The following is a 22703-nucleotide window of genomic DNA, read 5'->3' on the forward strand; positions in this document are numbered from 1 at the left end:
GAGAAACAGTCCGGCCGGTATTGTGCAACAGAACGGCCCCCGGGCGCGCGCATTCCTGTCAGTAAAAATTCCAGGCCGCCTGCGGCATTGGCGCTTGAATATTGGATCAGCAGGCAAAAAAAGACCCCGGCCTTTTCAGGACGGGGTCTTTTTGTTCAAGCCGACATCAATACTTCTTGATGTCCGCCTGGGTTTCCAACTGCTTGCGGTAGGCCGCGAAATCCTGCTGGCCAATGCGGGAAGCGAGGAAACGACGGTACTGCGCCTTTTCTTCATCCGTTGGAGCAGCAGCTTCGTTGACACCGTTCAAGCGCACCAGCACCAGGCTACCGTCAGCCAGGGTCACGGTGGTGAAGGTCGGCTTGTCCTTGGCCGCAGGCTTGGGCATGCGGAACAGGGCCTGCAACACAGCCGGGTCAATCCCTTCCTGGCTACGGTTAGCCGCTTCGGTGACTTTCCAGGCCTGACCATCAATAGGCTGGTTCAGCGCGGTCTTGCCATCACGCAAGCTGGCGATCAATTCGTCAGCATGGGTTTTGGCAGCGGCAATTGCACGCTCCTTGGTCATCTGTGCACGGATCGCGTCAGACACTTTTTCCAGCGGCAGTTGCGCAGGCTTCAGGTGCTCCTTGGCGCGCAGCACGATGATGGTTTCCGGGTCCAGCTCGATGGCGCTGCTGTTGGCGCCTTCATCCAGCACTTCCGGGCTGAACGCAGCGGTCACCACGGCACGGTTGGCCGCAACACCTTCGCCACCTTCACGGCCAAACGGCGCAGACGTGTGCACGGTGAGCTTCAGGTCCGACGCCGGCTGGGCCAGGTCGGAAGCCTCGAAGGCCGCATCTTCCAATTGCTTGGTGGCTTCGACATAACGCTGTTCAACCTGCTGAGTCTTCAGCTCGCGGGTCAACTTGTCTTTCAGACTGGCAAACGTCGGCACCTGTGGTGCCTCTACGCCAAGCAGCTTGATCAGGTGCCATCCAAACGCACTGCGTACCGGCGCCGAAACCTGGTCCTTGTTCAATGCGTACAGGGCCGTTTCAAAGTCCGGATCGTAGACGCCAGGGCCGGCAAAGCCCAGATCGCCACCGTTGTTGGCAGAACCCGGATCCTGGGAGAACTCCTTGGCCAGCGCCTCGAACTTCTCGCCCTTGGCCAGACGTGCCTGGATTTCTTTGATCCTGGCCTTGGCCTGCGCGTCGGTGACCTTGTCGTTGACTTCAATCAGGATATGCGCGGCACGCCGCTGTTCGGCGAGGTTGGCGATTTCTTTCTGATAGGCCGCCTGCAGCTCATCATCCTTGACCGTGACCTGGTCGAAGAAGGACGACTTCTTCAGCTCCAGATAGTCGATGACGACCTGATCCGGCGTCATGAACTCCTTGGCGTGCTGGTCGTAGTAGGCCTTGACCTCATCGTCGGTGAGCTTCACCGCCGCAGGGTCCGCCTTGATGCTGACGGTGGCGAAATCGCGGGTCTGTTTTTCCAGACGGGCGAATGCAAGCACTTCGGCGTCGGTGACGAAACCACTGCCGGCGATGCCTGCGCGAACCTGGCCGATCAGCATTTCCTGAGTCAGCATCTGACGAAACTGCATCCGGGTGTAGCCCAGTTGACGGATCACCTGGTCAAAGCGCTCGGCGCTGAACTTGCCGTCCACCTGGAATTCCGGTGTCTGCAGGATCACCTGGTCCAGAGCCGCTTCGGAGAAGCCGAACCTGGAATCCGCCGCGCCTTGCAGCAGCAGTTTGCGATCGATCAGGCCCTTGAGCGCCGCTTCGCGCAGCAGTTTCTCGTCGAGCATGGAAGCATCAAAATCCTTGCCCAGCTGTTGCATCAGCTGACGCCGTTGCATGTCGACGGCCTGGCTCAGCTCAGTCTGGGTGATTTCATCACCATTGACCTTGGCCACGTCCTGTTTGGTGTTGGTCGAAGCCTGGAAAATGGCCTCGATACCGGTAAACGCCATCAATGCGACGATGATCCCGATAATGGTCTTGGCAATCCAGCCTTGTGAATTGTCCCTGATATTTTGCAGCATGCGTCCCCCAGAAACGGTTGAACTTCAAAAATTGGCAACCGTGGAGCGTGGGTAGAATCCGGATAGAAGAAAGGCGCATCCGAGGATGCGCCTTCTCGTAACTGGCGGAGCGGACGGGGGTTTGAACCCACACCCCCGGCGTGCGACCCAATGGATACGTGGGTCAGCTGCCGCTCCGCTGCCAGACCAGACTTGCGTCTGGCCCGGGTAGGCAAGGCGTGAAAGAAGCTTAGTTAACGGCTTCTTTCAGGGCTTTACCAGCTTTGAAACCTGGTTTCTTGGCAGCAGCGATTTGCAGTGCTTTGCCGGTCTGCGGGTTGCGGCCAGTGCGAGCTGGGCGATCGGTCACGGAGAACGTACCGAAGCCGACCAGTACCACGGAGTCGCCGGCCTTCAGAGCGCCAGTGACGGATTCGATTACTGCGTCCAGCGCACGGCCGGCAGCAGCTTTCGGGATATCAGCGGATGCAGCGATAGCATCAATCAGTTCCGACTTGTTCACTCTAAGTCCCCTTATATATCTATTGAGTATGATTCTAAGTTTTTTTGTAACAGCAAAAAACGGTGCTGAATGACCTACAGACACTTAAGAGCCGCTTTATAACAAGGGCTCTAAAAAACTGTCAAGGAAACCCCCAAGGCTTCAACACATTAATGCGTGCTAATTCTTTCCTTGGAATCAGACTCGCGTTTTTCATCCTTGGCGACTATCTCAGGAGCCACATCCGGCAAGGGCTCCGGCGCGTATTGCAGCGCAATTTGCAGGACTTCGTCAATCCATTTAACCGGTTTAATCTGAAGATCCTGCTTGATATTGTCAGGAATTTCCTTCAAGTCGCGAACATTCTCTTCAGGAATGATCACCGTCTTGATGCCGCCCCGGTGTGCCGCAAGCAATTTCTCTTTAAGACCACCAATGGCCAGTACCTGACCGCGAAGGGTAATTTCCCCGGTCATCGCCACATCGGCCCGCACCGGAATGCCGGTCAGGGCCGATACCAACGCCGTGCACATGCCTACGCCGGCGCTGGGGCCGTCTTTCGGGGTCGCGCCTTCCGGCATATGGATGTGGGTGTCATGCTTCTCGTGGAAGTCCAGAGGGATCCCCAGGCTGCGAGCGCGGCTGCGCACCACGGTCTGCGCGGCCGTGATGGACTCGACCATCACATCTCCCAGGGAGCCGGTCTTGATCAACTGCCCCTTGCCCGGAATGACCGCCGCTTCAATGGTCAGCAGTTCGCCGCCCACCTGGGTCCATGCCAGCCCGGTTACCTGACCCACCTGATCCTGTTGCTCGGCCAGGCCGTAGCGGAATTTACGTACGCCGAGGAAGTGTTCCAGGGAGTCGGACGAAACCTTCACCGAGAAGCGTTTTTCCAGCGCATGTTCCTTCACCGCCTTGCGGCAGATCTTCGCGATCTGACGCTCAAGGCCCCGTACACCGGCCTCGCGGGTGTAGTAACGCACGATGTCGCGGATCGCTTCGACCTCGAACTCGATTTCACCTTTTTTCAAGCCATTGGCCGACGTCTGCTTGGGCGCAAGGTACTTGACCGCAATATTGATCTTCTCGTCTTCGGTGTAACCCGGCAGACGAATCACCTCCATCCTGTCCAGCAGCGCCGGTGGAATATTCATGGAGTTGGAGGTGCACAAAAACATGACGTCGGACAGGTCGTAGTCGACTTCCAGGTAGTGGTCGTTGAAATTGTGGTTCTGCTCGGGATCGAGCACTTCCAGCAACGCCGATGCCGGATCGCCACGCATATCGCTGCCCATCTTGTCGATTTCATCAAGCAGGAACAGCGGGTTGCGCACCCCGACTTTCGTCATCTTTTGAATCAATCTTCCTGGCATCGAACCAATGTAGGTACGGCGATGCCCCCGAATTTCAGCTTCGTCACGCACGCCGCCAAGCGCCATGCGCACGAACTTACGGTTGGTGGCACTGGCAATCGACTCTGCCAGGGATGTTTTACCCACGCCAGGCGGACCGACCAGGCACAACACCGGACCGCGAATTTTCTTCACGCGTTTTTGCACGGCGAGGTATTCGAGGATGCGCTCCTTGACCTCCTCGAGGCCGTAGTGGTCGGCATCCAGGATTTCTTCGGCGCGAGCCAGGTCCAGGCGCACCTTGGTCTGAGCCTTCCACGGCACCTGCACCAGCCAGTCGATGTAGGACCGCACCACGGTGGCTTCAGCCGACATCGGTGACATCTGCTTGAGCTTGTTCAGCTCGGCAGTCGCCTTGGTCAACGCATCCTTGGGCAGGCCGGCGGCATCGATACGCTTTTTAAGCTCCTCGATCTCGTTGTGCCCTTCCTCGCCGTCGCCGAGCTCTTTCTGAATAGCCTTCATCTGCTCATTCAGGTAGTACTCGCGCTGGCTGCGCTCCATCTGCTTCTTCACGCGGCCGCGGATGCGTTTCTCGACCTGCAGCAGGTCGATTTCGGCATCCAGCAGCGCCAGCACGTGTTCGACACGGGCCGACAGGTCGATGATTTCGAGAATGTCCTGCTTCTGCTCGATCTTCAGCGCCATGTGCGCGGCCATGGTGTCGACCAGGCGGCTTGGCTCATCAATGCTGTTAAGGGACGACAGCACTTCAGCCGGGACTTTCTTGCCCAACTGCACATACTGCTCAAACTGCGAGAGCAGGCTGCGTACGAAAACTTCGGACTCGCGCTCAGGCGCTTCGGCTTCATCGATCAGCGCCACTTCGGCGCGCAGGTGACCGTCCACCTCCATGAAGCGTTCAACCGCACCGCGCTGCTCGCCTTCCACGAGTACCTTGACGGTACCATCGGGCAGCTTGAGCAATTGCAGGACAGTGGCGACGGTGCCGACGCGATACAGGGCGTCTTCGCCCGGATCATCATCAGCAGGATTTCTCTGGGCCAACAGCAGGATTTGCTTGTCGCCCGTCATCGCGGCCTCGAGGGCTTCGATAGACTTCTCGCGCCCCACGAACAGCGGGATAACCATGTGCGGATAGACGACGACATCGCGCAACGGCAGGAGAGGCAATTCAATGGTTGTCTTCATGATTTCGCCTCTATGACAGTTGAAAAATAAGCATGAAACCAAGATGGGGGCTGCATGCAAAAAAAACAAGCTTATTGCCAGCAGTTAAACGCAGTAAACGCTCGCAGGTAAAAACCCAGTCAAAACAAAGGGGCCCCTGGAGGCCCCTTGTTTGTATCGCGACCGCAAACGCTTACGCGTCTGGCGCAGCCTTGGCAGCCGGCTCACTGTTTTCATAGATGTACAGTGGCTTGGACTTGCCTTCTATAACGCTTTCGTCGATCACCACTTTACTCACTTCGGACTGCGAAGGGATTTCGTACATGGTGTCGAGCAACACGCCTTCGAGGATCGAGCGCAGGCCACGCGCACCGGTTTTGCGCTCCAGTGCCCGCTTGGCCACCGATTTGAGCGCGTCGGTACGGAACTCCAGGTCTACACCTTCCATCTCGAACAACTTGGCGTACTGCTTGGTCAGGGCGTTTTTCGGCTCGGTGAGGATCTGAATCAACGCCGCCTCATCCAGCTCGTCCAGGGTGGCCAGAACCGGCAGACGACCGACGAATTCCGGGATGAGACCGAACTTGACCAGATCGTCTGGCTCGACTTCACGCAGGGACTCGCCCACCTTCTTGCCTTCTTCCTTGCTGCGCACTTCCGCACTGAAACCGATACCGCCACGGGTGGAACGCTGCTGGATGACTTTCTCCAGCCCCGAAAATGCACCGCCACAGATGAACAGGATGTTGCGCGTGTCGACCTGAAGGAATTCCTGCTGCGGGTGCTTGCGGCCGCCTTGTGGCGGTACGGAAGCAACCGTGCCTTCGATCAGCTTCAACAGGGCCTGCTGCACGCCTTCACCGGAAACATCCCGGGTGATCGACGGGTTGTCGGACTTGCGCGAAATCTTGTCGATTTCGTCGATGTAGACAATACCCATCTGGGCCTTTTCCACATCGTAGTCGCACTTCTGCAGCAGCTTCTGAATGATGTTCTCGACGTCCTCACCCACGTAGCCAGCCTCGGTGAGGGTGGTGGCGTCGGCGATGGTAAACGGAACGTTCAGCAGGCGGGCCAGGGTCTCTGCAAGCAGGGTTTTACCCGAGCCTGTAGGACCGATCAGCAGGATGTTGCTCTTGCCGAGTTCGACTTCGTCGCCTTTCTTGTCACGCTGGTTCAGACGCTTGTAGTGGTTATATACCGCTACGGCCAGAACCTTCTTTGCACGCTCTTGACCAATGACGTACTGATCAAGGATGCCGCTGATTTCTTTAGGCGATGGCAATTTATGCGCGCTGCTTTCGGCCTGGGCTTCCTGCACCTCCTCGCGGATGATGTCATTGCACAGGTCGACGCACTCGTCGCAGATAAAGACCGAGGGACCGGCAATCAATTTGCGTACTTCATGCTGGCTTTTGCCACAGAAGGAGCAATAGAGCAGCTTGCCGTTGTCCTCGCCGTTGCGGGTGTCAGTCATTCGTTCGATCCAAATCCGATAGGCTTGCAACACAAGATGAAGGCTTACGCGGGCTTTTTCAAGCCCGCCGATGATCGGACAAACCGATCAGCCTTGTTTTGCGCCGCTTATATTAGGCTGGGCGCTTTTCGATCACAGCGTCGATCAACCCGTACGCACGTGCGGCTTCGGCGCTCATGAAGTTGTCACGGTTGGTGTCGCGCTCGATTTCTTCCAAGGTATGGCCGCTGTGCTTGGCCATCAAGGTGTTGAGGCGCTCGCGAATGAAGAGAATCTCCTTGGCGTGGATTTCGATGTCCGACGCCTGCCCCTGGAAACCGCCCAGCGGCTGGTGAATCATTACACGCGAGTTCGGCAGACAGAAACGCTTGCCCTCGGCACCCGCGGTCAGCAGGAAGGCGCCCATGCTGCAGGCCTGGCCGATACAGGTAGTCGACACGTTCGGCTTGATGAACTGCATGGTGTCGTAGATCGACATGCCCGCCGTTACCGAACCGCCTGGGGAGTTGATGTACAGATGGATGTCCTTGTCCGGGTTTTCCGCTTCAAGGAACAGCAACTGCGCACAGATCAGGTTGGCCATGTAGTCCTCTACCGGACCCACCAGAAAGATCACTCGCTCCTTGAGCAGGCGCGAGTAGATGTCGTAGGCGCGTTCGCCACGAGCGGACTGCTCGACAACCATCGGGACCAGGCCGCCGGCGGCCTGGATATCAGAGTTCTGCTGAATATAGGAATTACGGAACATGCTCTGCAGTTACTCCCAAATAGTCATGTCTTGAAAACGCATAAGCCAGCGCGAGGCTGGCTTATGGTTGAATTTCCAACGAGTTGGACAATCAGTCGGCTTGTGCTGCTTCCGCCGGCTTGACTGCTTCTTCGTAAGAGACCGTCTTGTCGGTCACCTTAGCCTTCTGCAGAACAGTATCCACAACTTGTTCTTCCAGCACAACCGAACGTACTTCGTTCAGTTGCTGGTCGTTCTTGTAGTACCACGACACAACCTGCTCAGGCTCCTGGTAGGCCGAAGCCATTTCCTGGATCATCTCACGCACGCGGTCTTCATCAGGCTTGAGGTCGAATTGCTTGACCACTTCAGCCACGACCAGACCCAGTACAACGCGACGCTTGGCTTGCTCTTCGAACAGCTCGGCCGGCAGTTGGTCAGGCTTGACGTTGCCGCCAAACTGTTGAACAGCCTGTACGCGCAGACGGTCCACTTCGTTGGACAGCAGAGCCTTTGGCACTTCGATCGGGTTGGCGGCCAGCAGACCGTCCATGACCTGGTTCTTGACCTTGGACTTGATGGCCTGACGCAGCTCGCGCTCCATGTTCTTGCGAACTTCGGTGCGGAAGCCTTCGATGCCGGATTCCTTGATACCGAATTGAGCGAAGAACTCTTCGTTCAGCTCAGGCAGCTTGGGCTCGGACACGGTGTTGACCGTGACGGTGAACTCGGCGGCCTTGCCGGCCAGGTCCAGGTTCTGGTAGTCAGCCGGGAATTCCAGGTTCAGCACGCGCTCTTCGCCGGCCTTGGCGCCAACCAGACCGTCTTCAAAACCCGGGATCATGCGGTTGGAGCCCAGTACCAACTGAGTACCCTTGGCCGAGCCGCCAGCGAATGCTTCGCCGTCAACCTTGCCCACGAAATCGATGTTCAGCTGGTCTTCGTTCTGGGCGGCACGTTCGGCCACTTCAAAACGGGTGTTCTGCTTGCGCAGGATGTCGAGCATGTTGTCGAGGTCGGCATCAGCCACTTCGGCGCTCAGGCGCTCGATTTCGATACCGTCGAAACCGGCAACTTCGAACTCGGGGAACACTTCGAATACGGCAACGTATTCCAAGTCCTTGCCCGCTTCGAGGGATTTGGGCTCGATGGAAGGCGAGCCAGCCGGGTTCAGCTTTTGTTCAACCACAGCTTCATAGAAGGAAGCCTGGATCACGTCACCTACCGCTTCCTGACGCGCATCAGCACCAAAACGGCGCTTGATTTCGCTCATTGGCACTTTGCCTGGACGGAAACCAGCGATCTTGGCTTTTTGGGCGGTCTGCTGCAGACGCTTGTTGACCGCAGTCTCGATACGCTCAGCCGGCACGGTGATGCTCATGCGGCGCTCGAGAGCAGTAGTATTTTCAACAGAAACTTGCATGGATATTCCTCGTTGCACAGACATTAGCCGGCCATTTCCGACCCCAATCAAGGGCATGCATTCTAGTGGGTCAAACTCAAGAAGTCACCCTGCTGAAAATGCGCACGAAAACAGCCGCCGTTTTATCGGTACGAAGGCACTGACGGACTTCGCCCCGGTGACAAATACAGCCAATCGCGCCAGGGCTCTGCGCCGCCTCTTCTATATAGAGAAGAGGCCATTCATCTCCCTGACGACCCTCCCTGCGGACAGGGACGGCAGGCAGCGCAGCATCATCGAGACACAGAAACGATGAAGCGCCCTGCCCTTGCGACCCAATACCTGCAGTCGCCGAACACTCGAACCGCCAAAACCAAAAAAGGCGCCAGACTGTTAAATCTGGCGCCTTTCGAATATGGGGTGGACGAAGGGGATCGAACCCTCGACAACGGGAGTCACAATCCCGTGCTCTACCAACTGAGCTACGCCCACCATCTTGCATCGACGAAGCACTCAAACAACTTCTTCGTCTGGCCTCATCAAGCCCGGCGGCTCGATAATGCTTGATTGGTGCGGATGAAGAGACTCGAACTCTTACGCCTCGCGGCGCTGGAACCTAAATCCAGTGTGTCTACCAATTCCACCACATCCGCGCTTGCAGCTCTTAAAGCAAAGGCGCCAGATGGTTAATCTGGCGCCTTTTAAATATGGGGTGGACGAAGGGGATCGAACCCTCGACAACGGGAGTCACAATCCCGTGCTCTACCAACTGAGCTACGCCCACCATCTAGCGCTACTTGTGCCAAAGCTGCCTAATGGCGCACCCGGCAGGACTCGAACCTGCGACCATCCGCTTAGAAGGCGGATGCTCTATCCAGCTGAGCTACGGGCGCCTTATTAATCTGTACTCTTGGAGGATTACAAACTAAGTGCTTTCCAGCCTCGCAGAACAACGATTCTGCTCGACCTTCTTAACCAGTGCTAGGCTGTGCCCGACAAGTGCGACGAATAGTATAGAGGGCCCGGAAACCCGTCAAATCTTTTTTGAAAAAAACTGATTTTATTTAAGGGCTTAGGGCAATTTGCGAACCAAGCGCCTTTGCCCTCACGCCTCGGCGTGCGAGAATGCGCGCACTTTTCTTCCCCCTCTCGATGGTTAATCACGCGTAATGACTGCACAACTTATCGACGGCAAATCAATCGCCGCCAGCCTGCGCCAGCAGATCGCCAAACGCGTCACCGAGCGTCGCGAGCAAGGCTTGCGCACGCCGGGCCTCGCGGTGATCCTGGTGGGCAGCGATCCTGCCTCTCAGGTTTATGTCTCGCACAAGCGTAAAGACTGTGAAGAGGTCGGCTTTATTTCCAAGGCCTACGACTTGCCCAGCGACACCACTCAACAAGCCCTTACCGACTTGATTGACGGCCTCAACGAAGACCCGGGCATCGACGGCATCCTGCTGCAACTGCCACTGCCCGAACACCTGGACGCGTCCAAATTGCTCGAACGCATCCGCCCGGACAAGGACGTGGACGGCTTCCACCCCTATAACGTCGGTCGTCTGGCCCAGCGTATCCCGCTGCTGCGGCCGTGCACCCCCAAAGGCATCATGACCTTGCTGGAAAGCACCGGCATCGACCTCTACGGTCTCGACGCAGTGGTGGTCGGCGCCTCCAACATCGTCGGCCGCCCGATGGCGATGGAGCTGCTGCTGGCCGGTTGCACCGTGACCGTTACCCACCGTTTCACCAAGGATCTGGCCGGCCATGTCGGTCGCGCCGACCTGGTCGTGGTCGCCGCCGGCAAGCCGGGCCTGGTGAAAGGTGAGTGGATCAAGCCAGGCGCCATCGTCATCGACGTGGGCATCAATCGCCAGGACAACGGCAAGCTTGTCGGCGACGTGGTGTATGACACCGCCCTGCCCCGCGCCGGCTGGATCACGCCGGTGCCGGGTGGCGTAGGGCCGATGACCCGCGCCTGCCTGCTGGAGAACACGCTGTACGCGGCGGAAACCCTGCACGGTTAATAACCCGCCGTACTGAAAAAGCCCTGCGTTATCGCGGGGCTTTTTAATACCTGCAGAAAAACTGTTTTTTGTTATTTTTTAAGCACTTTCGTCTGGTTCTGGAAGAACATTCGACAGTTATCCATCCATACTCCTAGAATGTAACGTCATTTTTCTTACCAGCCGTTTCTCCAACGGTCTTTCATTACTTTTTAGCGAGTTCACCCGCGTGAAAATTCGTCTCTCTCTTGTCAGTCTGTTTTTCGCTTTGACAGGCACATTCGCCCACGCCGCCGAGACCACCCAGGCCCCGCGTGACACGTCCAAACTGCAGATCGCTTCCGGCAGCGCCATGCTGGTGGACCTGCAAACCAACAAAGTCATCTATTCCAGCAACCCCGACGTGGTGGTGCCCATCGCCTCGGTAAGCAAGCTGATGACCGGCCTGATCGTGCTGGAAGCCAAGCAGAACATGGACGAGTACATCGATATCAACATCACTGACACGCCGGAGATGAAAGGCGTGTTCTCCCGCGTGAAGATCGGCAGCCAGATGCCGCGCAAGGAAATGCTGCTGATCGCCCTGATGTCCTCGGAAAACCGCGCCGCCGCGAGCCTGGCGCACCACTATCCGGGGGGGTACGCAGCCTTTATTGCGGCGATGAACGCCAAGGCCAAGGCGCTGGGCATGACCAGCACCCATTATGTGGAGCCCACCGGCCTGTCGATCCACAACGTGTCGACCGCCCGCGACCTGAGCAAGCTGCTGGCCGCCGCACGGCATTACCCGCTGCTCAGCCAGCTGAGCACCACCAAGGAAAAGACCGTGTCGTTCCGCAAGCCCAACTACACCCTGGGCTTCTCCAACACTGACCACCTGATCAACCGCGCCAATTGGGACATCAAGCTGACCAAGACCGGTTTCACCAATCAGGCCGGCCACTGCCTGGTGCTGGTGACCAGCATGGGCAACCGCCCGGTGTCGCTGGTGATCCTGGATGCGTTCGGCAAATTCACCCACTTTGCCGATGCCAGCCGTATTCGCAACTGGGTCGAGACCGGCAAGAGTGGTTCGGTGCCGGATGTGGCGCTGCGCTACAAGGCTGACAAGAATCTGAAAAGTCGCCCGAGTGCGGCACACGTGCAGCGCTGAATAACGCAGCAAGCCCCAATGGAGAAGCCGTTCCAACGGTGGGAGTGGGCTTGCTCCCCCCACCGTTATTTGCATGCCAACAGTCTATTTGTGTTCGGCCAACACTTTGAGCGCCTGGGCCGCTGCCTGCTCCTGCCCGGCTTGGGCGGTGGCATTGGCGGCGTCGCGCCAGCGCTGAGCATCGACATTCGCCGGCAATTGGCTCGGGCGCTGGGTGAGGATCGCCCAGCGCCCGGCGCTGCTCCATTTTGATTCGAAATCACTGAAGTCCATCAACAGACGCCGGTTCATGCCCGAGCGCAGCAGCACCGTGCTCTTCTGCTGGTTGAAGCCGACCACCACCACATACCGCGCGTCCGACCACAGCCCGCCACCGAGGCGCGCCATCACCGGGTAACCCGCCGCCACCTGCGCCAGCACCGCCGTCAGCCTGGCGTCCAGCGGGTACACCATCAGCCCGTATTCACGCGCCAGCACCTGCATGTTGCGCGCAAGGTCCGCCTCGGCGCCGGGCAAGTGCAGCGGTTTATCCAGCAGCCCCGGTGTCATGACAATGCCTTGTTGCGACAGCATGCTGGCTAATGCCGTGGGACCGCTTTGATAGGCCTCGCTGCGAAAGGTCGGCACGCCGTTGAGCTCCACGCGCTCCGGCAGGCCCGCCAGTTTCGAGGGGTGCGAGGAACACGCCGCCAGCCCCAATGCACAGGCCAGCAACAAGGTGGGTTTCAGGTTCGAGGGTAACCGCAATTTTCTGCTCTCTTGTTCAACCGCCGATGAGGGCGCAAATCATAGCCCAATCGCGTGCCCACCACGGCTGTGGTGATAGCAAACACGTTGGATGCCATGACCATTGGTCAATAACAGGCAACCGCCATGTAGCCAGGCTGTCAACCCATAAGACCGAGTGTGCCCCGTGCGGGCGAGAGGAGGCCGGAATGAGCCTTGTAACAACCATTGCGATGTTGATCTGCGGTTGGCTGGCGGTAGCGGCTGCCATGTTGTGGGGGGTATTGCGCATTGCCCGTCGGCATCATCACCCCCACGCCACACCCGTAAAGCCGCAAAAGGCGCGGTGCGCCACGCCTAGCCAGGCATGCAACTGAAGTCCTGAGTCGCCGCAACTTCCTTGCCGTGCCCATCCATCAGGGCTGCGCGCACGGCCGTGCCCAGGCTGGACTCCACCAGTGTGTAGTGCTCACCCGCCTTGAAATGCCTGTACTCGACCCGGCCCTGGCAGTCCTGCTGGTTGTCGTCGCCCGATGGCTCCTCGAACAACGTCACGTCCAGCCGATGGTCCCCCGGTGTCACTTCAAAAAAGCGCCCGTCGTCCACGCGCTTGCCGTCCACCCGCTCGGCCATCAGGTCATTCGGCGTTTCTTCCTTCAGGCCGATCCACGCATCGCCCGGATCTGCCTTGGGGACGGGACCGGCGCAGGCCGAGAGCAATACGGCAACAACAGGAATCAGGCACAGCGTTTTCAATGACATGACAAAGCTCCGAAAAAGACAGTTGCGATGGGCAACAAGCTTGAAGAGCGGTCGTTCGCAGAACAAATGAATAGAGATGAAGCAATCTTAAGCCGCTGCCTAAATCTTCCTTCATCTGGCTGAAAGGTGCGTGTTAGGTGGGTCGCCCAAGACTGCCGGGGTTTGCAATCCCGCCTTTTTGGAGAGTCACGCATGCTCGGGCTGGTAAAGACCGCACTGCACAAGCCGTACACCTTCATCGTGTTGGCCATCGTCATTTGCATCATCGGGCCGATGGCGGCCCTGCGTACCCCCACTGATGTGTTCCCGAATATCGGCATCCCCGTGGTTGCGGTGGTATGGCAATACAACGGCCTGTCGCCGGACGCCATGGCCGGTCGGGTGATCTACACCTACGAACGCGCCTTGAGCACCACCGTCAACGACATCGAACATATCGAATCGCAATCGCTGCCCGGCATGGGCATCGTCAAGATTTTCTTCCAGCCCGGCGTGGATATCCGCACCGCCAACGCCCAGGTCACCGCCGTTTCGCAAACCGTGCTCAAGCAGATGCCACCGGGCATCACGCCGCCACTGATCCTCAACTACAGCGCCTCCACGGTGCCGATCCTGCAAATGGCGTTTTCCAGCCCGAGCCTTTCGGAAGCGAAGATTCGCGACCTGGTGCAGAACAATATCCGCCTGCCCCTCAGCGCCCTGCCCGGCCTGGCCATGCCCACCCCCATGGGCGGCAGGCAGCGCCAGATCACCCTCGACCTGGACCCGCAGGCCCTGGCCGCCAAAGGCCTGTCGGCACAGGACGTGGGCACGGCCCTGGCGCTGCAGAACCAGATCATCCCGGTGGGCACCGCCAAGCTGGGCCCCAACGAATACACGATCCTGCTCAACAATAGCCCCAAGGCCATCGACGAACTCAACGACCTGCCGATCAAGACCGTCGACGGCGCGCTGATCACCATCGGCCAGGTCGCCCATGTGCGCGACGGTTCGCCGCCGCAGACCAACATCGTGCGCGTCGATGGCCACCGCGCGGTGCTGATGCCGGCGCTGAAAAACGGCAGCATCTCGACCCTGTCGATCATCGACGGCATCCGCCAGATGCTGCCGCGCATCAACGAAACCCTGCCGCCGTCGTTGAAGACTTCGCTGCTGGGCGACGCCTCGGTGTTCGTCAAGCAATCGGTGGGCAGCGTGGCCCGGGAAGGCATCATCGCCGCGCTGCTGACCAGCGCGATGATCCTGCTGTTCCTCGGCAGTTGGCGCTCCACGGTGATCATCGCCGCGTCGATCCCCCTGGCCGTGCTGTCGGCCATCGCGCTGCTCGCCGCCAGCGGGCAAACGCTCAACGTGATGACCCTCGGAGGGTTGGCGCTGGCGGTAGGGATTCTGGTGGACGACGCCACGGTGACCATCGAGAACATCAACTGGCACCTGGAACAGGGCAAGGCGGTGAAGACCGCGATCCTCGACGGCGCCGCGCAGATCGTCGGCCCGGCCTTCGTTTCGCTGCTGTGCATCTGCATCGTGTTTGTGCCGATGTTTCTGCTGCAAGGCATCGCCGGCTATCTGTTCCGGCCAATGGCGCTGGCGGTGATGTTCGCCATGGCCAGTTCGTTCGTCCTGTCGCGCACTCTGGTGCCGACCCTGGCGATGTATTTGCTCAAGCCACACGCGCCGGAGCCGGGCCTTGGCCATCATCCGGAAGACGCCTTCATCAATCACCATGAGGGCGAGCATCACCCGCAGCCGCGCCAGCGTGTGCTGCAATCGGTGGTGAATGTCCAGCAGGGCTTCGAGCGCCACTTCTCGAACCTGCGCGATACCTACCATGGCCTGCTGACGCTCGCCCTGGGCCGGCGCAAGCGCTTTATCGCAGGCTTCCTCGCCTGCGTGCTGGCCTCGTTTCTGCTGCTGCCGAGCCTGGGCGAAGACTTCTTCCCCGCCACCGATGCCGGTGCCCTGGCGCTTCACGTGCGCCTGCCGCTGGGCACGCGCATCGAAGAAAGCGCGGCCGCGTTCGACCGCATTGAAGCGCGCATTCGCCAAGTGATCCCGGCCACGGATCTGGACACCATCGTCGACAATATCGGCATACCGCTCAGCGGCATCGACATGGCCTACAGCAGCAGCGGCACCATCGGCCCGCAGGACGGCGATATTCAGGTCAGCCTGAAAAAGGATCACGCGCCCACCGCCGACTACGTCAAACAACTGCGTGAAGCCTTGCCGCAAAGCTTCCCCGGCAGCCAGTTCGCGTTCCTGCCTGCGGACATCAGCAGCCAGATCCTCAACTTCGGCACGCCGGCGCCGCTGGACATTAAAATCTCCGGGCGCAGCGATGCCGAAAACCGCGCCTATGCCGTGGCACTTGAGCGTCGCTTGCGGCATGTGCCGGGCATCGCCGACCTGCGTCTGCAGCAGTCCACCGGCTACCCGTCGCTGCAGGTGAATGTCGACCGCCTGCGCGCCAATGGCCTGGGCATCACGGAACAGGACGTGACCAACAGCATGGTGGCATCGCTGGCCGGCAGCTCCCAGGTGGCGCCGACGTTCTGGCTCAACCCGGCCAACGGCGTGTCGTATTCGATTGTGGCGGCGACGCCGCAGTACCGCCTCGACAGCTTGCCGGCGCTCGAAGCGCTGCCGGTGACCGGCGCCGACGGCCAGTCGCAGATCCTCGGTGGCGTGGCCAGCATTTCACGCACCCACAGCCCGGCCGTGGTGACCCACTACAACATCCAGCCGACCCTGGACCTCTACGCCAACGTGCAGGGCCGTGACCTCGGCGGCGTCGCCCGTGACGTACAAACCGTACTGGATGACACCGCGCACCTGCGCCCCAAAGGCGCGACGATCAGCCTGCACGGGCAGATCGACGCACTGCACGAAGCCTTCACCGGCTTGAGCGTCGGCCTGCTCGGCGCGGTGCTGCTGATCTACCTGTTGATCGTGGTCAACTTCCAGTCCTGGGCCGACCCGTTCGTGATCATCACCGCCTTGCCGGCTGCGCTGGCCGGCATTGTGTGGATGCTGTTCCTCAGCGGCACATCGCTGTCGGTGCCGGCACTCACCGGCGCGATCCTGTGCATGGGCGTGGCCACTGCCAACTCGATTCTGGTGGTGAGCTTCTGCCGTGAGCGCCTGGCCGCCCATGGCGATGCGTTGAAGGCCGCACTGGAGGCCGGCTACACACGCTTTCGTCCGGTGTGCATGACCGCTCTGGCGATGATCATCGGCATGTTGCCCCTGGCGCTTTCCCAGGAGCAAAACGCGCCCCTGGGCCGCGCCGTCATTGGCGGCCTGATCTTCGCCACCGTCGCCACCCTGTTATTCGTTCCCGTGGTTTTCAGCCTGGTCCACGGGCGCCACCTTACTCGCGCCACTGCCGGAGAACCCCCTCATGTCGTCTGATCACACCCCCTCGCGCAAGCGTTTGATGCTCCTGGGCGTCGGCGGCCTGACTCTGGCCGCCCTGCTGGTCGCCCACGGCTTGCACGCACGCGCGCTGCATGCACGCTCGGTCAGCGCCTGGACCGAAACCGCCGCCGTCGCGCAGGTAAGCGTGGTGCAACCCGAACGCAGCGCCGCCGGCGACACCCTGCGCTTGCCCGCGCACCTGGAGGCCTGGAGCAAGGCGCCAATTCATGCGCGGGTCAGCGGCTACCTCAAGGACTGGAAAGTCGATATCGGCAGCCGGGTCAACGCCGGGCAGGTGCTCGCCGACATCGACAGCCCGGACCTGGACCAGCAATTGGCGCACACCCATGCGCGCCTGGTCCAGCAGCAAGCCAATGCACGCCTGGCGGCCACCACCGCCACGCGCTGGCAACACCTGCTGGCGAGCCATTCGGTGTCGCGCCAGGAAGCCGATGAGAAAACCTCGGATGCGGCCGCCGCCAAGGCCAGTGCCGAAGCCGCCGCGGCCGACTATGCGCGACTGTGTGCACTGGAGCACTACAAAACCCTGCGCGCGCCGTTCGCCGGCATCATCACCGCGCGCAACACCGATATCGGCCAGTTGATCAAGGCCGATACCGACAGCAACCTGGCCTTGTTCAACCTCGCCGACACGCACCAATTGCGCCTGTATGTGCCGGTGCCGCAGAACTACGCAGCGGTTATCCATCCCGGCCTGCAAGCCGAACTGACGGTGCCCGAGCACCCCGGTGAACACTTCAAGGCGCACCTGATCGGCGACTCCACCGCCGTCGACCGCCGCTCCGGCACGCTGCTCGCGCAGTTCGTCGTCGATAACCCCGGCGACGCGTTGCTGCCCGGCGATTACGCCGAGGCCACCCTGCCGGTTCCGGCCGATACCCACGGCGTAAGCATCCCCGCCAGCGCGTTGATCTTCCGCGCCCAGGGCACTCAGGTGGCGCTGCTGGATGCGCAGAACCGTGTGCACTTGCAAGGCATTCATATCGGCCTCGACCTGGGCGCACGGCTGGTAATCGATCAAGGGCTCAAGCCCGCCGACCGCGTGGTCGACAACCCGCCCGATGCCTTGCGCGAGGGCGATGCGGTGCAACCGGTCGCTGTCGCGGGAGGTGCGCATGCGGCGTGAATCAGTGGTGGCATTGATGCTGCTGGCGTTGCAGGGTTGCTCGATGGCGCCGGCCTACAAGGTGCCGAGGGTGGATCTGCCGGCGGATTACCGCGAGGGGCCGTGGCACAGCGCACAGCCGTCCGACCGAGTGACGCCGCAATGGTGGACGCTCTACAACGATGCGCGTCTCGATGACCTGCAGCAGCGACTGCTCCAGGCCAACCCGGACCTGGCGGCGGCGCTCGCGCATTTCGACGCGGCCCAGGCGTATGCCAGCCAGTTGCACGCCGGGCTGTTCCCGCAGATCAGCGCCAGCGCACAACCGCTGCGCCAGCGGCAGTCGGATTCGCGGCCGCTGCGCGGGGGTACGCAGCCGTCGGTGTACAACAGCGATACGGCCGGATTTTCCCTGAGCTACGACCTGGACCTGTGGGGCAAAATTCGCAACCAGGTGGCGGCAGGTGATGCCCAGGCGCAAGCGTCCGGGGATGAGCTGGCGATGGCACGCTTGAGCCTGCAGCAGCGACTGGCGACCCTGTATGTGCAGCTCGACGGATTGGACGCGCAACGCTGGATTCTGCAGCGTTCGCTGGATGACTTCAGCCAGGCGCTGCAACTGACGCGCAGTCGCTATGAAGGCCAGATCGCTTCAGCGCTGGACCTGACGCGCGCGCAAAGTCAGCTGGCAGAGGCCAGGGCGCAACTGGATGAAGTGCGCGGCCAACGCAACCTTGCCGAACATGCCATCGGTGAGCTGGTGGGTGTGGCGGCGAGTGATTTTTCCCTGTCGCGCAGCCCGCATCTGATCGCCCTGCCGCAAATTCCTGCGCAACTGCCCAGCCACCTGCTGCAACGTCGCCCCGACATTGCGGCAGCGGAGCGTCGCGTGTTTGCGGCCAACGCAACGATCGGCGTGGCCAGAGCGGCGTGGTACCCGGATTTCAGCTTGACCGGCTTGATCGGCGGACAGACCCAGGGCGTTGGCAACCTGCTGTCTGCCAGCAATCGTTACTGGGCGCTGGGACCGCTGGTGAACCTGCCAATCTTCGACGGCGGGCGCTTGAGCGCCAATGAGCGCCAGGCCAAAGCCGAGTTCGAAGAAGCCTCGGCGCAGTACCGCAGCCGGGTGCTGAAGGCCGTGCGCGAGGTGGAAGACAACCTGGCGCAACTGCGCGACTTGCAGCGCCAGGCCGAGGATGAACAGGCCGCGACGGATGCGGCGCAGCACACCCAGGCGCTGGCAATGAACAGCTATCAGGCGGGCGCGGTGAGTTACCTGGAGGTGGTGACCGCGCAAACTGCGGCATTGCAGGCGCAACGGGCGTTGCAGGCGGTGCAGACGCGGCAGTTGCAGGCGAGTGTGGGGTTAGTCACCGCCCTCGGCGGCGGCTGGCAAACTGGCACGCTTTAAGGCCCAACGCTGCTTCAAATGTGGGAGGGGGCTTGCTCCCGATGGCGCCCTTCCAGACACATCCTGCCAAAAGCCTGCCAATCAAGCTCAGCCACAGCACCTAGCCTCTCTTGAACACCCATGCAGAGAGGCCAGGGAATGCCTGATCTACCCGCGTCACACCGCCTGCGCATCGGCCGATTCAGCGAGCCGAACCGCATCTACCTCATCACCACCAATACCCACGAACGCCTACCCATTTTCAGCGATTTCCAGTTGGGCCGTCTGGTTGTCCGGCAGATGCGGATCGCTCAGCTCCAAGGCCTGGCGCACTCCCTCGCCTGGGTGATCATGCCCGATCACTTTCACTGGATTATCGAGCTGCAAAAAGGCTCGCTGGCGGACCTGATGTGCCAGGTAAAATCCAAAAGCACCCGCACGGTTAACGGCGCGAGCGGGCGCAAGGGCCGCCTTTGGCAGGAGAGTTTCCATGACCGGGCGCTGCGCAAGGAGGATGACCTGGTGAAAATGGCGCGGTATGTGGTGGCCAATCCCCTGCGGGCCGGGCTGGTGCGCAGAATTGGCGACTACCCGCTGTGGGACGCGATATGGCTGTAGCGCCGCGAGCCCCCTTCAGCCTTTTTTAACTGCATTCCTGGCTTAAACACTAACTCCCACTCACAGCCTTATCCGAAACTTCGTACACTGCCCGCCCTACTCCTTGATTGGTATTGCGCAATGTTGATCAAAAAAGCCCTCACCACCGTCGCGCTGCTGGCCTCCGTGCTGGGCGCTGCGTCAGCCTTCGCCCACGCGCACCTGAAAAGCTCGGAGCCTGCGGCGGACAGCAGCGTCGCTGCGCCCAAGGATCTGCGCCTGACGTTTACCGAAGGCGTCGAAGCCACGTTCACCAAAGTCTCACTGAGCAAGGACGGCACCGAAATCGCGATCAAAGGCCTGGAGACACCGGACAAAGACAAAAAGGTGTTGGTCGTGACACCCGCTGCGCCGCTGGCGGCCGGCAACTACAAGGTGGTGTGGAACGCCGTCTCCGTCGACACCCACAAGAGCAACGGTGAATACAGTTTCAAGGTCGGCCAGTAATCCATGGCGACGCTGCTGGTGCTGTGCCGTTTCGTGCATTTCATCGTCGTGCTGCTGATGTTCGGAGCCTGCGCGTTCAGGCCCTGGCTGCTGGGCACCCACGCGCAACCGGCGCTGGACCGGCAACTGCTGCGCATCACCCGTGGCCTGGCCTGGCTGGGGCTCGGTTCGGGCGTGGCGTGGCTGTTGTTGATCACCGCGAGCATGGCCGGCAACTGGGGCGCGGCCCTGCAACCGGCGACGGTGCAACGGGTCCTGGGCAAGACCTTCTTTGGCCAGGTGTGGGTGTGGCATCTGTTGCTGAACCTGCTGCTGGTGATCGCGCTGATCAAACCCTGGCCGGTGCTGCGCCTGCCATTGCTCGCGCTGTTACTGGCAACCCTTGCCCCCGTGGGCCACGGCGCGATGCTCGACGGCCTCAGCGGGCAGTTGCTGATCCTCAATCAGGTGGTGCACCTGGTGTGCGTCGGCGCCTGGCTCGGGGGGTTACTGTTGCTGGTGCTGATACTGCGCTCGCCAACGCCGGCACTGGCATCGATCCTGAGGCGTTTCAGCGGCGTCGGTTATGGCCTGGTGGCCGGCCTGCTGGTGACGGGTTTGATCAACGTGCGCGTACTGACCGGGCAACTGTGGCCGACACCGTTGTTCAGCGGGTTCGCGCTGATTTTATTGATCAAGGTGCTGCTGGTACTCGGCATGCTGGGGTTGGCGCTGCTGAACCGTGTGCGCCTGGAGCACTGCGAGCAGCGCGTGAGCGCGTTGAAAGCCAGCGTGACGCTTGAATGGTTACTCGGTGTTTCAGCAGTGGCAGCGGTTTCCCTGTTGGGCACCCTTCCGCCAATGACCATGGCTGGCTGACTCAGGCCCTCAGACCTTGGAGGTGCGACTGAGTAGTTTATTCAGTCATCGTATAACTTCCGCTTGACACCCCCGCCAAACCCCGCAAATATCCGCCTCAATGTTGTACGACAACGTATAACAAATAATAAAAACAACAAAAGAAAATGGGAGCTTCACTGTGAGTCAATTCGCCCGCAATTCCTCCTCGCACCTCGGTGTCATCAGCCTCGCCAGCCTTGCGTTCACCCTGCCCCTCGCCGCCCAGGCAGACGGCTTTCTCGACGACGCGAAGGCTTCGCTCAACCTGCGCAACGCTTACTTCAACCGCAACTTCACCAACCCGGCCAACCCCCAGGCCAAGGCTGAAGAGTGGACGCAGAACTTCATTCTCGACGCCAGGTCCGGCTTCACCCAGGGCACCGTGGGTTTCGGGCTGGATGTGCTGGGGCTGTATTCGCAGAAGCTTGACGGCGGCAAAGGCACCGCCGGCACGCAGCTGCTGCCGGTGCACAGCGACGGCCGCCCCGCCGACAACTTCGGGCGCCTGGGCGTGGCCCTGAAAACCCGGCTGTCGAAGACCGAACTGAAGGTCGGCGAATGGATGCCGGTGCTGCCGATTCTGCGCTCCGACGATGGCCGCTCCCTGCCGCAAACCTTTCGCGGCGGTCAGGTCACCTCCAACGAGATCGCCGGGATGACCCTCTACGGCGGCCAGTTTCGCGGCAACAGCCCGCGCAACGATGCGAGCATGGAAGACATGTTCATGAACGGCAAAGCGGCGTTCACCTCCGACCGCTTCAACTTCGGCGGCGGCGAATACACCTTCAACGACAAGCGCACCCAGGTCGGCCTGTGGTACGCCGAACTCAGCGATATCTACCAGCAGCAATACCTCAACCTCACCCACAGCCAGCCCGTGGGCGACTGGACCCTGGGTGCCAACCTCGGCTTCTTCAACGGCAAGGAAGACGGCAGCGCCCTGGCCGGTGATCTCGACAACAAAACCGTCTCCGCGCTGTTCTCGGCCAAATACCAGGGCCACACCTTCTACGTGGGCCTGCAAAAACTCACCGGCGACAGCGTGTGGATGCGCGTCAACGGCACCAGCGGCGGCACCCTGGCCAACGACAGCTATAACTCCAGCTACGACAACGCCAGGGAAAAATCCTGGCAGGTGCGGCACGACTTCAACTTCGTGGTGCTGGGCGTACCGGGCCTGACCTTGATGAACCGCTACATCAGCGGCAGCAATGTGCACACCGGGGCGATCACCGATGGCAAGGAATGGGGCCGCGAGTCAGAACTGGCCTATACCGTACAAAGCGGTGCGCTGAAGAACCTGAATGTGCGCTGGCGCAACTCGACCATGCGTCGGGATTTCAGCACCAACGAGTTCGATGAAAACCGGCTGTTTGTGAGCTATCCGATTTCCCTGCTGTAACACTCAATCTCCCCCTCACCGGGATCCGCTGTGGGAGGGGGCTTGCTCCCTCCCACATTTT

Annotated in this window: 18 protein-coding genes and 4 tRNA genes; 10 read left to right on the top strand and 12 right to left on the bottom strand. The window is 60.5% G+C overall.

The window, feature by feature from the left end; translation table 11 throughout:
• Nucleotides 1-166: 166 nt before the first annotated feature.
• The 10 genes from TU79_RS08640 to TU79_RS08685 all read right to left on the bottom strand — a co-directional run bounded on the left by TU79_RS08640 (nucleotide 167) and on the right by TU79_RS08685 (nucleotide 9567).
• On the bottom strand, nucleotides 167-2041 hold the full coding sequence (locus TU79_RS08640) for a SurA N-terminal domain-containing protein (RefSeq protein ID WP_057007594.1): 1875 nt from the start codon (nucleotides 2039-2041) through the stop codon (nucleotides 167-169).
• A 229-nt stretch (nucleotides 2042-2270) separates the two neighbouring features.
• A complete protein-coding gene (locus TU79_RS08645) occupies nucleotides 2271-2558 on the bottom strand; it encodes an HU family DNA-binding protein (RefSeq protein WP_221034285.1) in 288 nt (95 codons plus the stop codon).
• A gap of 134 nt (nucleotides 2559-2692) precedes the next feature.
• Nucleotides 2693-5089 carry an endopeptidase La gene (gene lon, locus TU79_RS08650; protein ID WP_057007595.1) on the bottom strand — a complete coding sequence of 799 codons (2397 nt, stop codon included), beginning with the start codon at nucleotides 5087-5089 and terminating at the stop codon, nucleotides 2693-2695.
• 172 nt (nucleotides 5090-5261) lie between these two features.
• The gene (clpX, locus tag TU79_RS08655; protein WP_010209414.1) at nucleotides 5262-6545 is read right to left on the bottom strand and encodes an ATP-dependent Clp protease ATP-binding subunit ClpX; all 1284 of its coding nucleotides are present in this window, start codon (nucleotides 6543-6545) and stop codon (nucleotides 5262-5264) included.
• A 112-nt stretch (nucleotides 6546-6657) separates the two neighbouring features.
• Entirely contained in the window at nucleotides 6658-7293 is a 636-nt protein-coding gene (gene clpP / locus TU79_RS08660; RefSeq protein ID WP_003238276.1) for an ATP-dependent Clp endopeptidase proteolytic subunit ClpP, read from the bottom strand.
• Between the two features lie 91 nt (nucleotides 7294-7384).
• Entirely contained in the window at nucleotides 7385-8695 is a 1311-nt protein-coding gene (tig, locus tag TU79_RS08665) for a trigger factor (protein ID WP_057007596.1), read from the bottom strand.
• 395 nt (nucleotides 8696-9090) lie between these two features.
• Nucleotides 9091-9166: transfer RNA gene (locus TU79_RS08670), tRNA-His, on the bottom strand.
• A gap of 76 nt (nucleotides 9167-9242) precedes the next feature.
• Nucleotides 9243-9327 (bottom strand) — tRNA-Leu (locus TU79_RS08675).
• A gap of 55 nt (nucleotides 9328-9382) precedes the next feature.
• Nucleotides 9383-9458 (bottom strand) — tRNA-His (locus TU79_RS08680).
• Nucleotides 9459-9490: 32 nt separating this feature from the next.
• Nucleotides 9491-9567: transfer RNA gene (locus TU79_RS08685), tRNA-Arg, on the bottom strand.
• A 276-nt stretch (nucleotides 9568-9843) separates the two neighbouring features.
• On the opposite strand from TU79_RS08685, the gene folD reads away from it, so the two are divergent.
• Together folD and pbpG are read left to right on the top strand one after the other, a co-directional pair.
• On the top strand, nucleotides 9844-10698 hold the full coding sequence (gene folD, locus TU79_RS08690; RefSeq protein WP_057007597.1) for a bifunctional methylenetetrahydrofolate dehydrogenase/methenyltetrahydrofolate cyclohydrolase FolD: 855 nt from the start codon (nucleotides 9844-9846) through the stop codon (nucleotides 10696-10698).
• Between the two features lie 208 nt (nucleotides 10699-10906).
• Nucleotides 10907-11830 (top strand): D-alanyl-D-alanine endopeptidase, encoded by a 924-nt coding sequence (gene pbpG, locus TU79_RS08695; RefSeq protein ID WP_057007598.1) that lies wholly within the window; start codon nucleotides 10907-10909, stop codon nucleotides 11828-11830.
• An 84-nt stretch (nucleotides 11831-11914) separates the two neighbouring features.
• Here pbpG and TU79_RS08700 read toward each other — a convergent pair whose 3' ends face one another.
• Nucleotides 11915-12577 (bottom strand): peptidase C39 family protein, encoded by a 663-nt coding sequence (locus tag TU79_RS08700; RefSeq protein WP_057007599.1) that lies wholly within the window; start codon nucleotides 12575-12577, stop codon nucleotides 11915-11917.
• A 188-nt stretch (nucleotides 12578-12765) separates the two neighbouring features.
• Between TU79_RS08700 and TU79_RS26275 the strand changes: the two genes are divergently transcribed.
• Nucleotides 12766-12933 (top strand): hypothetical protein, encoded by a 168-nt coding sequence (locus TU79_RS26275; RefSeq protein ID WP_163001008.1) that lies wholly within the window; start codon nucleotides 12766-12768, stop codon nucleotides 12931-12933.
• On the opposite strand, the gene TU79_RS08705 is transcribed toward TU79_RS26275, so the two are convergent.
• Nucleotides 12914-13318: a PA0061/PA0062 family lipoprotein gene (locus TU79_RS08705; protein ID WP_057007600.1), complete on the bottom strand. Its 405-nt coding sequence runs from the start codon at nucleotides 13316-13318 to the stop codon at nucleotides 12914-12916. The genes TU79_RS26275 and TU79_RS08705 overlap by 20 nt on opposite strands.
• A gap of 192 nt (nucleotides 13319-13510) precedes the next feature.
• Here TU79_RS08705 and TU79_RS08710 point away from each other — a divergent pair, with 192 nt between their 5' ends.
• From TU79_RS08710 to TU79_RS08740, 7 genes are all read left to right on the top strand, one after another.
• Nucleotides 13511-16732 carry an efflux RND transporter permease subunit gene (locus TU79_RS08710; RefSeq protein ID WP_057007601.1) on the top strand — a complete coding sequence of 1074 codons (3222 nt, stop codon included), beginning with the start codon at nucleotides 13511-13513 and terminating at the stop codon, nucleotides 16730-16732.
• A complete protein-coding gene (locus TU79_RS08715; RefSeq protein WP_057007602.1) occupies nucleotides 16722-17885 on the top strand; it encodes an efflux RND transporter periplasmic adaptor subunit in 1164 nt (387 codons plus the stop codon). The genes TU79_RS08710 and TU79_RS08715 overlap by 11 nt, the downstream gene beginning before the upstream one ends.
• The gene (locus TU79_RS08720; RefSeq protein ID WP_414896175.1) at nucleotides 17875-19278 is read left to right on the top strand and encodes an efflux transporter outer membrane subunit; all 1404 of its coding nucleotides are present in this window, start codon (nucleotides 17875-17877) and stop codon (nucleotides 19276-19278) included. The genes TU79_RS08715 and TU79_RS08720 overlap by 11 nt, the downstream gene beginning before the upstream one ends.
• 138 nt (nucleotides 19279-19416) lie before the next feature.
• Nucleotides 19417-19875: an REP-associated tyrosine transposase gene (locus TU79_RS08725; RefSeq protein ID WP_057007603.1), complete on the top strand. Its 459-nt coding sequence runs from the start codon at nucleotides 19417-19419 to the stop codon at nucleotides 19873-19875.
• 120 nt (nucleotides 19876-19995) lie between these two features.
• The gene (gene copC, locus TU79_RS08730; RefSeq protein WP_057007604.1) at nucleotides 19996-20361 is read left to right on the top strand and encodes a copper homeostasis periplasmic binding protein CopC; all 366 of its coding nucleotides are present in this window, start codon (nucleotides 19996-19998) and stop codon (nucleotides 20359-20361) included.
• 3 nt (nucleotides 20362-20364) lie between these two features.
• Complete coding sequence (gene copD / locus TU79_RS08735) at nucleotides 20365-21219, top strand: copper homeostasis membrane protein CopD (RefSeq protein WP_057007605.1); 855 nt, start codon at nucleotides 20365-20367, stop codon at nucleotides 21217-21219.
• A gap of 160 nt (nucleotides 21220-21379) precedes the next feature.
• Nucleotides 21380-22642, top strand: coding sequence for an OprD family porin (locus TU79_RS08740; RefSeq protein WP_057007606.1), 1263 nt, complete (start codon nucleotides 21380-21382; stop codon nucleotides 22640-22642).
• Nucleotides 22643-22703 lie beyond the last annotated feature (61 nt).

Origin of the sequence: Pseudomonas trivialis (assembly GCF_001439805.1) — a bacterium.
Lineage (GTDB): Bacteria > Pseudomonadota > Gammaproteobacteria > Pseudomonadales > Pseudomonadaceae > Aquipseudomonas > Aquipseudomonas trivialis.